Raw genomic sequence first — 12,083 nt, 5'->3', positions numbered from 1 at the left:
TCCGCGAGATAATAGTACGCGCTGGCGTATTGTTTTCGTTTCTTACTCGCAGCGAATAAACAGGAGCAATACATGGCATTAGTTGACTGCCCGTCGTGCAAGAAAAAAACATCTGACAAGGCAAAAGAGTGTCCACACTGCGGATTTAAAATTGGCGATGCAACGTCTGAAGATGTTGAGCGTAAGCAAAGCCTTAACCGTTTTCAAAAACTTCAAAGCATTCAAAATCAATCACTGCTGGCTATGCTGATATTTGTGGCAAGTTTTGGTTTTATGTATTGGGGGGGAACTAGACCGGGTGATTTGCAGCACAACCTCGCTATTTTAGGCGCTATTGTAGGTTTCGTTTGGTACCTCGTAAACCGAGCTCGAATTGTAATGATAAAGCGTTTCTCATAAATGAATATAGATGCACTAGTTAGTAGCATGACGCCAGAGGTTTACGAACGCTTGCGTCAAGCCGTAGAGACCGGAAAGTGGGTTGATGGAACGCCACTTAACGAAGAGCAAAAAGCCAGCACAATGCAGGCAGTGATGTTGTATCAGGCGAAAATTGAAAAATCGTCTGAGCACATGACAGTAGGTGAGGGTGGCGAAATTGTGCATAAAAGCAAAGCCGATTTCAAACGCTCTCTATCGGACCACCAAAATGATAACAACACGATAGCGCGGTTCAAACAGGATGATATTTAGTCGTATATTTGCTCCTTCTCATACCAGTCAAAAGCCAGAAAAAAGACTGGAAGCCATTGAAAAACTCTCACCGGAAAAACCTCAAGACAAAACCATATTACATGAGCTGGCTTTTAACGATGATAACGCAGACGTTAGTCTTGCGGCATTGGCAAAGCTAAATAGCTTTGTGCTATGGCAAAAGATGGCACAAATTGCCAAGTCTACAAAAGTAAAAAAAGCGGCCCAGCACTGTGTGAATGAAGCGATATCAGGCAAAGGAAGTGCAGCCCTCAGCGCAGAGGAAAAGTCTTCGTTTTTGCAAGAAACGGCAAGTGCGGATGTAATCATTGATGTAGTCCAGCGTGAGCCTGAACTGCTAGGCAATACTGAGTTGGCCTTTGCGCTATTAGCCAAAGTCGATAAGCCTTCGTTTACGCAACACGTTTTTTTACACGCAAATAATGGCCAATTACAACGTCAGCTTATTAGTAGTCAGTCTCAGACCAATACACTGCAAAAATGGGCAAAGAAACTGAGCGATTCCTCTACGCTTGATGCAATCAATAGCCGAATCGATGAAATAAGGGCGGCAGAGCAAAAGCCTGTAGAACTTAAAAAGCAACTTACGCTGTGCTTATCTAAATACCGTGCGCTACTTGATAAGGCCGATGTTGAACAGGTTGTAGATTTGCAATCAAGTTACCACAGTGAGCTGGAAGGCTTGTTTGCACAAGCGGGCATTCTTTCAACTGACGATAAACAAGAGTTCGAAGAAAAGCGTAGCAAAATAACTGAGCAAGTTACGCGCTATGTAGACAGGATCCGTCCTGCGTGGGAAGAGAAGCAAAAGTCGGCGGTACTTGCGAATACACAAGCCCTTTGCGAACAGCAGCTAACCCATGCGAAAGAACAAGTAGGTTGGTTATTCAACACGCGCTTGTGTGATGCCACGTTAGCCGATGTTGCAACGGTAAATGAAAGTGTAAGAGGTGTTGAGGCTACGCTGGAACAGTTGGGGCAGCTTGGCAGCAATGACAAGCGAGTCGACGAGATTCAATTAGCTGTCGATGGACTAAATACAAAGCTTGAAGCTTTCTCTATGCAGCAGCAGTACGGTCAAAAGTTATTGTCTAGACTGAACGTCGTTGAAGACGTGGCGCAAAAATTAAACAGTGCTGATGTGAGTGATGAACAAAAGCGCGACTTACGCAGCGAATTTGATACGGCGATAGAGGAATACTCAGCTATCAGTCGCGAACTTATTGCGCAGCCTAAGGCGCTTTTACAGCGTTTTAAGGTAGCAACTAAGCAAGTGAGAGCCGATGAAAAAGCCGCTAAGTCAAAGCACCAAGACGAACTGAGACACGTTAGAAAGCAAATAAGCATTGTTGATAATCTAGTTTCACAGGGTAAGTTTCGTGCGGCGATGGCTAAGTTTAAGAAGCTGTCTGATAATGTTGCTTCGCTGCCTGAAAGTTTAAAGAAAGACATCGATAAGCGTTTTCAGAAGACGGCTGACGACATAGCCAGGCTAGAAGGCTGGCAGAGCTATATCGCCGCGCCGCGAAAACCAGCTTTAGTTGAACAGGCCAAAGAACTGGCCGCTACGCCAGCAGAGAACATAAAACAGCGCAGTGAGTCGATAAAGTATTTACGCAGCCAATGGTTATCGCTGAATACACCATCTGCAGGTGACAATGAGCAAGAAAATGCAGCGCTGCAGCAGGATTTTGATAATGCACTAGAAAAGGCGTTCGAGCCTTGTAGAGAGCATTACGCTAGATTAGATGCCGAACGAGCTGCAGCGTTAGAACTGCGTCGTTCGATTATTGAAAAAGTAGCGTCCGTACCCGAAGACATTGAGCCTACTGAATTAAGCAAGACCCTCGATAGGCTTGCTAAGCAGTGGCGAGCTTGCGGTCAAGTTGAAAAGCAAGCTTACGAGCAACTCAAAGTCGAGTGGAAGGCTGTGTTTTCCCCCCTTCAAAAGCGCGTTTATGCCTGGCAAAGTGACAACCAGGCGCTTAAGCAAAGGCTAGTGGATAAGGTTAATGCGCTACAAGATTCTGATGATATTAGCGATGCAGCAGAGTCTGCGCAGCAACTACAGCAAGAATGGAAGCGTATTGGACATGCTGGTAAGCGCGAAGAAAGCCGATTGTGGGCAGAATTTAAAGCCAGTAATGATGCTATTTTCGAACGTTTGAAAACTCAGCGTAAAGCGCAAACTAGTGAGTATACTGAGCAAGCTGAAAAGCTGTTGTCTTCTATCGCGTCTATCTCTGTAGAAGGTGATGACAGTACTTTTCAAAGTGCAGTTCAGCCTATTCAAGAAGCCATGTTAGCACTGCCAAAACCACAGCGAGTCAAGTTAGAGCGCAAGCTTGAGACGCTCTTTAAGCAAAGAGAGTCTATGCAGCGTGAACATGACACAAAAGTGATAGAGGCGCGAGCTCATGCCATTATTCGGTTGCTGCAAAATGATGAACCTGAGGCTAGGGAGGAACTTTTAGAAACCTTGGGTAAACGCTGGTCAAATTTGCTGACTAACGCTAGTGCATCAAATGCGCCGAGGCACGATAGAGCGTGGTTGACGGTAGCGTTAGAGGTGGCAAGCGGCATGCCTAGTCCGCAATCTGATGTATCGGTACGTTCGAGTGTGCAGCTTCAAATGATGACGGCAAAACTTGAGCAAGGTGAAGCCCCAGAGGCCCAAGAAATATTGAGCGATTGGTTGCAACATGGTGAAGTGAAAGAAGACGAAAGCGGTCTTTTACAGCGTGTAGTTACCATTATCGATAACAATCCGAGTATGTTGGCATAGATGGAAAATAGTGTAGAGTTTCAATTTGATACAGAGATGTCAGCGTATCGATTTCTCAATACTGTAAAACATGTTGATGCAGACGGGTTACGGGCTAAGTTTGGTCAAACCGATCATCATGTTAGTGTGAAGTACACCTATATTGTGGGTGAGTTTGATGAAACCCTGTCGATACTCGATGACTTGGCAAGGGAGCTCGGCGGTATAGAGGTTTCTTAACGTCGTTCTCTTTGCGTCAGCCAAGCTTAGTTTAAATAAGCTCAGTTTAAACAAAGACCAAGGACAAACAAAGCCTGTTCAAATAAATACTAAGTTAAGCAAAGACCAGGTTAATCAGAGACAAGACAACCAACGCTTAGCACACGCAAACATAAGAAGGGCCGGTAAAAACCGGCCCTTTTTGATTCTGTAGTGTTAGTGTGTAGCCAGGTTTGTAATCTAGCTACACTACTACGCATTTACATAACACTTGCAAATTAACAGTCGTCGTCTTCTGCTTCAACGCCTTCTTTAACGTCTTCACATGCATCTTCTACGGCATTACCTGCATCATTGGCCATATCGCCAATTTTGTCGCCGCCATCTTCAAGCGCATTGCCAGCGTCTGTGACCATTTCGTCAAGTTCTTCGCCTGCGCTCTCCGCGTCGTTTTCACTACATGCTGCTAGTGAAAGTACAAATGCTGATGCTGCTACTACTTTTAATAAATTCTTGAATGAACTCATGTCCTTACTCCTTTTCAATTACTACTTTATATAATATGTTGTTTACGCTTTCGGTGCTTTACCGCGTAAGGCATTCACTAGAAGTGATATGACAAGAAAGGCGACAAATACAAAGAATAATATCTGTGCAATTCCTGTTGCTGCCCCAGCGATGCCTCCAAAGCCAAAAACTGCTGCAATAATGGCGATAATAAAAAATGTGATTGCCCAACCTAACATGACTTATTCCCTCTTGTTGCTTCCGTTACGTTAGCTATAGCTGTTGCTATGATTAAGCTTCTGCTATATCTAAGCTATTGTTACATAAGTTAATGCTATCTTCGTGCCTACATTGCAAATCATTGAAAATATTAAAGTAATTTTATTTTCTGCACTTTTGCTTGGTGTGAAGTTCACAGTGTATAGACAATAGTTACAGGTAAATTGCATTTTTTACATTCTTATTAAATTGCTCGGCTATGTAATTGAAGCTATGCAATTGGGGCTTAGTAATAAGCTCTATGTAATAAGGACTATGCAATTTGCGTTGCGCACATAGGTAACAAGGCGATAGAGTTTAGTTATCAGAATTGAGCAGATGATAAATGGTCATCTGCACAATTATTTATTTGAAGTTATTCAGATAGCACCATTCGTTAAAACAGGAGACGGCGTTTATGGCAAATACACATTCGGCATTTATTGGGCTTATGCAGCGTGCGCGCAACGTCAAGCGCTGGCCGCTAATGGCGCAGTTCCAAGATGAAATGCTATCGACTCATATCTATGAGGCGTCGGTGGTAGCGCATATGCTAGGCGCCATTGCATGTGATGTATTTAACGAAGATGTGGACCCAGATCGTGTGGCGGCAATGGCTATTTTTCACGAGGGAAGTGAAATAGCGGGGATGAGCGATATCCCAAGTCCGGTTAAATACCACGATCCTGAAACCACTGCGGCAATTAAAAAGTTAGAACGTCGTTTTGAAGCTATGCTAATAAAGACTTTACCTGAAGCACTCCAGCAGCGATATCAATCGCTAATTGAGCAAGACAAGGAAGATGTCCATGTGACGCTTGCGAAGGCTGCTGATGTGCTCTGTGCTTATTTGAAATGTGACTACGAGCTATCCAAGTCGAATTCTGAGTTCTCCAACGCGATGCAAGAAATGGAAGTGCAGCTAAAGCGCTATAAGGAAAAGCTACCCGCCGTTGGCTATTTCTGCCAAATCTTCCTTGAAGATGCTAAGGGAACCCTAGATGAGCAAACAAAAGATTTAGAGTGGATAGAGCGAGCGAACACGCTCCATCTTGATAGTAACGAAAGCGGTGAGTAAAGCAAACAAGCCTATGTGTGTACTGCAAGCATTCGCGACAGGGAAGTCAACGCTGATAGCAGCATTTAAAAAGCGGCATTCTAAAAGCGGTATTCAAAAAGCAAATTACCGATGATGCTGTTTATTTCATTCTCTTACGTTTTGCCCAAATAGCAAGCAAAGCAGGGCCTATATACATTGCAATACCGTACACGCCTGGCGCGATCGCATAGTCAGGCGCTTTTAAAAATGTGATACAAATCAACATAGCGAGAGCCGCGTTCTGAACACCTATCTCAATGGCAAGGGTTAGGGAATCTTTAAAAGAAGCTGCGGATATTTTTGCTAGTATTAATCCCATCAACACAGAGCTAAGATTAAGGCTGAGACATACTAAAAATGCGCTTTCAAATGAAGTCGCTAAGTTATCGCGCTCCGACACGAGTACGCCCACAATCATTGCCAACATAAAATACATTGAAAACTGACGAAAAAAAGTTTCCGTCTTTGTCGCAAAGCCTGTGAAAAGACGTCGAATGATCATGCCTATCACTACGGGTAAAATAGACACGCCAATAAGTCCCAACACGGTTTCAACAACAGAGAAAGCAGGCGCATTCTCTTTTACAAAGTAGTCGATAGCGAACTGAATAATGAAAGGCGTGGTAAAAACACAGGCAATAGTGGAGATAGCGGTTAAACTTACAGACAGCGCCAGATTAGCTTTCGCAATATGACTTATTAAGTTACTCGTTGTTCCTCCAGGGCATGCTGCCAAAATCATGATGCCCACAGCAATATAGGGCGGCAGTTCAAACGCGAAACAAATAGCAAAAGTGAGTAGGGGCAACAAAACGATTTGACCCAAGAATCCGGTCAAAATAGCTTTAGGCGCTTTAAGTAACCGTTCAAAATCAGAAATGGTTAGCGTTAAGCCCATACCGAACATCACAAACGCCAACGCTAGAGGTAGTAATACCTCAGTAAGTACAGATGCCTGCACGCATACGCCCCTTAAAACAACAACTTATTATTATAGTGCCGCTAGTCTACTCTGTTTAACAATAGAAAGAAGTGATGACCCGTTATTAAGATTGATTAATTCTATGAATGATAAAATAAGCAAAAATTTATATCGGGTGCTTTAATGAAAACTGCCAAGCGCTATTCGCCAAGCCCTATGCGCATACCGTATTCGCCAAGCTCAACTCACAAGGCTCATTTGAAAAGCCCATGTTAAGAAACGGCTTAGGCAGGCTAGCTGGCAGTGGGGTTGTAAGGTAACGACGATTGGTGAGCAACGATACGTAAGTTTCCATCACTGTCTTTAACATAGGCAAAGGTATATTCCACTTTCGTTTCGCCGCCATTGGTATCTGTGAAAAAGTAATTGCCCATGGCAACCGCCATTTTGCAGCTATTGTTGATAATGCCTACATTATCAAATTTCACGTTGGTATACGGTTTTATTGCGAAGCCCTTATCTTCATCGTAGGCATCGTTACCGCCCACAAAATAGGAAAGAGCGGCATCGAAACTTGAACGAAACTGATCATCGGCTGCCAACGTTGGTTTAAACAGTACACTACTCAGATCGTACCCATACATATCTTGGATAAAATCAGCAGCTTCATCAGAATAGTCGCCGCCATTAGTAAACACTGAGCCGATTCTGACAATGCCGTTCCCCCACATTTTTTGTGCAGCAATGACCTCTCTTTCCGTAATGCAGGTGTTTGAATACAGTAACGAGTTGTCTAGTGCTTCTGCAGTAAGCGAAGCCTTTGCTTGCGCCCCACTTTGGGTAGATTGAGTATCGGGTACAGCACTGCATGCAGACGCTAACAGGATTGAGGCGATAGCAGCGGTAATTTTTGAGCGAGTTGCTTTTACATTTTTCATAGCATACATCCTAAATTTAATAACAATAATTTTGCTAGAAGCATGTGCAATATCGAACTTATTGCAATGCGATAGCTAAAGGATATACACAACGTATGACGTGTACTTTTTCAGAGGATTAAAAACTGATTAACGCAGGGTTAATCTTAAACGCGTTCAATGAAGGGGAGGCATCCGATGCGCTGAAACCTGACTAACAATGCATCGAATGAATTCTTTTAAGGCTACGTATTAGTAACCTTTATTTTCTTCATCAAGTGGCGTTGCAAGAAGTTCAGATACCGAAAATGCGTTTGCACCTAAACTCTGCTCGTCATTTGACATTGAGGTAACGATTGAAAAGTATATATCTTTCATTGCCGTTTTTTCAATATCACTTGGATTGGGCACAGTAGATGGTTGCGCAACATCTGAACAGCCTGACATGGTGCACTGTTTATCTGACGGAAAAACCACGGGCTCATCGTCGCTCATGATAACCTCGCGAGCAAGAACACGCTTTTTAGTGATGTTGGTTTTTGTTACTGCAACATAACCGAAGTTATTTTGTTTTGCTATTTCTGCCGCTCGACGCAGCGCATACTGCTGCACTTTATCAGCAGGTGTTCTGTCCGATGCCTTAAATAAAATACGGTATTCACCATTGCCCAGCTTCTCGCTTGAATAGCCGTAACTTTGTTCAGAATTTGCCGATTTATAAGGCGTTGGCGTGGCAACAGGTACTGACGAGCAGCCTGTTAGTAAAGCGGTGACTGCAATGCCCACGCCTAAGAGTAAGTGAGTAGGTCTCAATTTTACGTGGCTGCTTTTTAGAGCGTTTTTTTCCAACTTACGGCGCATTTACTACTTCCTTTCGTCACACAATTATAATTTAAACAGCGATAGCAAAGCAGTTCTGCCTATCGTAATGAGTGCAGTTTTACGGTTACTCTTCACTTTTGGTTTTGCATCAGACATACCTTTATAGGCACCTAACCCTACAATACCTAACAATATTTCTGGTTTGCCCACTAAGTATCGGCATTGTTGCTTTGCTGTTTTTTCGGCAAGGTGAGCATGATGACGCTGCGCATAAAAGTCCCGTTCCTTTTGTGCAATGTCAGTCATGTTATTCTTCAACAAAAATTTATTTAACAATACGTCTACCATTTTGGATGTCCTTTAAACTATAGCGTAATTCTTGCAAGATTTTGGATTAGATGTTGGGTTAGATGTTTTCATTAAAAAGCGTGCTTAGAGAGAGCGCTTAAATAATGCGATAAGCCGTTCAAAGCTAGCGAAGTGCAACGATTTTTTCGCAATTCGGCAAAACAACATGCAGAGCCCAAGGTTAAAACACAACAAGATAGTAGCGATAAAAATAATACTGATACCGAATGAGTATAACGCGCCGCCAATCGCTACGTTTACGAGCAGCCAGCACACAATGCCAATAACAAAAGCGGCAAGCGCTGCAAAAACTGAAATAAACAGCGATTTTTTGATGAGCATCATTTCGCTATTTAGCAAGCTTAAATAGGCCGTACCCTGTTTGGTTCGCTGTTTCGCCGCATTTTTAAGTGCGTCAATAACCGTTTCATAGGATGGATCAGGGTAGGGAGTTTGTTGTTCATCTAAATTTTTTTTATCTTTGTGGGAAGCGTCGCTAAATCCAGTACTAACGCTGCCATCAGCGTTAACCGCTATCACAGCATTGTCTCCATCAATAAGGTAGAGCACCTGTTCCGATGGTGGAGTCAGGCGAAACGGATTTTCTGCGCTCATTGTAAAATGAGCGCTATGAAAATCAGGTATTGTCGCCATTATTACTTCTTACGGAATAATGAAGTAACTAGCATGCCCGCTGCAAACGCAAGCCCGGCTGTTGCCACTGGATTTTCAACGGCATAGTTACGTACTGACGATGCCTGCCATTTCTGCTCAGCAAGACGTTTACGCTCTGACATATTCTCAGCCGACGACGTAGCGGTACGACGAATATTTTCTTCAGCAACACTCGCGTTATCTGCAAGCTTGTCTACAGACTGATGAAGAGACTCTTTCAGTTGATCCGTAACTGGGTGACCTTGCTCATTAGAAGTATTTGCTTTTGCCGATGTATTTTTAGCTGTTTGTGTAGCCATAGTATTCTCCTTGATTTTACTAAATGCATCTTTCCCTATTACTAAAGCAATGGCTGTACCATTGTGTGAAAATATAGTAATACATTGATATATATGAATAAAGTAAGTGTTGATGCAAGCGCTTCTGTAAAGAGGCAGGAAAGATGCACACAGTATTGTGAACACCCTGTAATAATTTCGCGGATAAAAGTTACGCAGAAAAGCATGTCGAGACTGAGTAACTCTAGGCTAAGTAGTTCTAGGTTAAGTAGTCATTTCGGCTTAGCTAATCCGTGGCTAGGCCTTTCTTGAGTAGGGCTTTCGGGAGTAGGCCCCTCGTGCGTAGGCCTTTTGTGGATAGATCAGTCGTTATATTGAATTAGCGGCTCAAGCAATAACACTCTCTAAGTCATCTTTCGTCACCGGCTTGAGCAAGGCGCTATCGATGCCAATTGTTGACATAATATCTTTATCTGCTTGATGCCCGCTAACAATAGTCAGTATGCAGTTACGCTGCTGCGCTTTTAATTCTTTTGCTAGCTCGTAACCATCATAGTCGGGCAATGTTAAGTCCATAAGAACATGGTCAAATTGCTGTTCACTCATCGCTTGCAAAGCATCATTTCCACACAGGCTTTTTACAACATCGCACCCAAGATGCGTTAGAAACAATTGCAGCAACTCTGCGGCGTCTTCGTCATCCTCGACAACTAATACTTTCTTTGTACTACTTTCTGCCGTGTCTTTTTCTGTCACCTCATCCTTTGTCACCTCATCCGCTGTCTGCTCTGCAGTTTGCTGTGAAACAAAAGAGGTTCGCGCTTTCAATAGTTCTGGAATATCTAAGTTGCTGCTACGCTGATGTGACGATGCCGACTCAGGGGCAAAAGGTTTTGTAGTCGGCATGTTCGATACTTGAGCTTCAACATTAGAAAACGTAATAGGGTTGTCTGCAGGTAAGTAAAGTGACAGCAAGCTGGCCAGTGTAAATCTATCAATAGGCTTGCCGATAACATCGTTAAAGCCTTCGCGTATTAGCGACTCTTTAAGTCCTTTTCGACTCGCCGCGGTAACTGCAACAACAGGGAGGTTTTTACCATGTCGCCTTATGGCATGAAGGGCTTCAATACCATTCATTACTGGCATATGGATGTCCATGAGTACCAAGTTGAAAGGGGCGTTCTGCTCGTCAGCCTGTAACACTGCTTCAAGGGCCTTAACACCATTTTCCGCATAGCTAACATCGGCCTTAGATTGACTGACTAAGTGACCAGTAAGACGCCTTATTTCTCTAAGGTCGTCCACAATAAGCACTTTCCCAGTCAACTTTAAATTTAAGTTAGCTGGCTCAACAATTGAAAGTTGACCTAAGGCAAGTTCCTCTAATGGCTGAGTAGTTATATCCCCTGGGTGAATATAAAAACTAAAGCTGCTGCCTTCTCCCATGCGAGATGTCACTGAAATATCACCGTCGAGTTTACAGACTAACTCTTTACAAATTGCGAGCCCAAGGCCAGCACCACCATGATTAGCTCGCATCACATCTTCAATTTGTTCAAAAGGGTGGAAGATATTTTCAAGTTTATCAGGCGCCATACCAATACCGGTATCGTCCACGGTAAATCGCAATACGCTATCTGGCTGAACAGACTGCCCTTCCACATCCTTGTCGTCCACATCGGGCTTTTCAATTTCAATGGTAAGTGTAATGGTGCCGTTATCTGTAAACTTCACCGCATTGGTAATTAAATTGATCAATATTTGGCGAAGGCGTGTTGGATCTGTCTGGATAAACTCTGGCATCTTGGTTTTAGCAACCACATTGAGACTGAGTCCTTTGTCTTTCGCATTCATCTGCATCAAGGAGTGTATATCGGTGAGAAATGCCGCTAAGTTGACTCGCTTTACATTTAACTCCAGTTTGTTTGCCATAATGCGAGACATATCGAGCAAGTCGTTAAGCAGGCTCAAGAGGTGTTTACCGTTCGAGTGAATAATTGATAACTCTTGCTGGAACGGACTATTTCTAGCGTCGTCAATCAATAGCTCTGTGTAACCTAATATTGAGGTAAGTGGCGTTCTTAATTCGTGACCTAAGTGGGCAAGGAATTTGTCTTTTGCTTTGTTTTTTTGCTCTACTTTATTGCGTTCTATCCGCTCGTTTTCAATGTCTCTTCGAACAAGCGCATAGCGAATAGTGCGCATAAAGCGGGGGGACTCAATTTCAGACTTTTGTAAATAATCCGCGGCCCCCGCACGCATTACCATTTCATCAACCATAGTGTCAGATTGGCCCGTCAATATAACAACGGGTACGTTAACCTGGTTTGCTTTTAGAATACTCAACACATCGAGCGCATTCTCTGCGCCCAATAAAAAGTCGAGCAAGCACAAATCGAATGAGCCCTCTTTCAGCGCTTCTAACGCAGCGTCGCTGTCAGTTACCCATGTAAGCCTGAACTGTGGAGACTCGCACCGCTCTAGATAGTCAGAGGTAAGGAAGTAGTCATCTTCATCATCCTCAATCAATAGAATTTTTATTACCTCTGCCATCTAGTAC

14 protein-coding genes are annotated in these 12,083 nt (G+C 43.4%); 5 read left to right on the top strand and 9 right to left on the bottom strand.

What is annotated here, in order from left to right; translation table 11 throughout:
* The first annotated feature begins 72 nt into the window (after positions 1-72).
* From GTQ48_RS10840 to GTQ48_RS10825, 4 genes are read left to right on the top strand one after another with little or no spacing between them, the layout of a single operon-like run.
* A complete protein-coding gene (locus GTQ48_RS10840; RefSeq protein WP_163106714.1) occupies positions 73-399 on the top strand; it encodes a zinc ribbon domain-containing protein in 327 nt (108 codons plus the stop codon).
* Positions 400-693, top strand: a complete 294-nt coding sequence (locus tag GTQ48_RS10835; protein WP_032096640.1) for a YeaC family protein — start codon at positions 400-402, stop codon at positions 691-693.
* On the top strand, positions 683-3,499 hold the full coding sequence (locus tag GTQ48_RS10830) for a DUF349 domain-containing protein (RefSeq protein ID WP_163106713.1): 2,817 nt from the start codon (positions 683-685) through the stop codon (positions 3,497-3,499). Before GTQ48_RS10835 ends, GTQ48_RS10830 begins: the two co-directional genes overlap by 11 nt.
* Positions 3,500-3,718, top strand: coding sequence for a hypothetical protein (locus GTQ48_RS10825; protein ID WP_163106712.1), 219 nt, complete (start codon positions 3,500-3,502; stop codon positions 3,716-3,718).
* Positions 3,719-3,975: 257 nt separating this feature from the next.
* Here the strand turns inward: GTQ48_RS10825 and GTQ48_RS10820 are convergent, their stop codons facing one another.
* The gene (locus tag GTQ48_RS10820; RefSeq protein WP_032096637.1) at positions 3,976-4,224 is read right to left on the bottom strand and encodes a hypothetical protein; all 249 of its coding nucleotides are present in this window, start codon (positions 4,222-4,224) and stop codon (positions 3,976-3,978) included.
* Positions 4,225-4,266: 42 nt separating this feature from the next.
* Positions 4,267-4,443 (bottom strand): DUF1328 domain-containing protein, encoded by a 177-nt coding sequence (locus GTQ48_RS10815; protein WP_032096636.1) that lies wholly within the window; start codon positions 4,441-4,443, stop codon positions 4,267-4,269.
* Between the two features lie 437 nt (positions 4,444-4,880).
* On the opposite strand from GTQ48_RS10815, the gene yfbR reads away from it, so the two are divergent.
* Complete coding sequence (gene yfbR, locus GTQ48_RS10810) at positions 4,881-5,540, top strand: 5'-deoxynucleotidase (protein ID WP_163106711.1); 660 nt, start codon at positions 4,881-4,883, stop codon at positions 5,538-5,540.
* A gap of 121 nt (positions 5,541-5,661) precedes the next feature.
* Here yfbR and GTQ48_RS10805 read toward each other — a convergent pair whose 3' ends face one another.
* The 7 genes from GTQ48_RS10805 to GTQ48_RS10775 form a co-directional block, all read right to left on the bottom strand.
* On the bottom strand, positions 5,662-6,522 hold the full coding sequence (locus GTQ48_RS10805; RefSeq protein WP_163106710.1) for a bile acid:sodium symporter: 861 nt from the start codon (positions 6,520-6,522) through the stop codon (positions 5,662-5,664).
* A 254-nt stretch (positions 6,523-6,776) separates the two neighbouring features.
* Positions 6,777-7,421 (bottom strand): phosphoribosyl-AMP cyclohydrolase, encoded by a 645-nt coding sequence (locus GTQ48_RS10800; protein ID WP_163106709.1) that lies wholly within the window; start codon positions 7,419-7,421, stop codon positions 6,777-6,779.
* 231 nt (positions 7,422-7,652) lie between these two features.
* Positions 7,653-8,261 (bottom strand): CC0125/CC1285 family lipoprotein, encoded by a 609-nt coding sequence (locus GTQ48_RS10795; protein ID WP_163106708.1) that lies wholly within the window; start codon positions 8,259-8,261, stop codon positions 7,653-7,655.
* A 24-nt stretch (positions 8,262-8,285) separates the two neighbouring features.
* On the bottom strand, positions 8,286-8,528 hold the full coding sequence (locus tag GTQ48_RS10790; protein ID WP_239060083.1) for a hypothetical protein: 243 nt from the start codon (positions 8,526-8,528) through the stop codon (positions 8,286-8,288).
* 126 nt (positions 8,529-8,654) lie between these two features.
* On the bottom strand, positions 8,655-9,224 hold the full coding sequence (locus GTQ48_RS10785) for a hypothetical protein (RefSeq protein ID WP_163106706.1): 570 nt from the start codon (positions 9,222-9,224) through the stop codon (positions 8,655-8,657).
* Between the two features lie 2 nt (positions 9,225-9,226).
* On the bottom strand, positions 9,227-9,544 hold the full coding sequence (locus tag GTQ48_RS10780; protein ID WP_163106705.1) for a DUF883 domain-containing protein: 318 nt from the start codon (positions 9,542-9,544) through the stop codon (positions 9,227-9,229).
* 366 nt (positions 9,545-9,910) lie between these two features.
* Positions 9,911-12,076, bottom strand: a complete 2,166-nt coding sequence (locus GTQ48_RS10775) for a response regulator (RefSeq protein WP_163106704.1) — start codon at positions 12,074-12,076, stop codon at positions 9,911-9,913.
* Between the last annotated feature and the right edge of the window lie 7 nt (positions 12,077-12,083).

The sequence above is a fragment of the Alteromonas genovensis genome (assembly GCF_010500895.1).
Taxonomy (GTDB): Bacteria; Pseudomonadota; Gammaproteobacteria; order Enterobacterales; family Alteromonadaceae; genus Alteromonas; species Alteromonas genovensis.
This window is presented reverse-complemented; position numbering and strand designations above follow the sequence as displayed.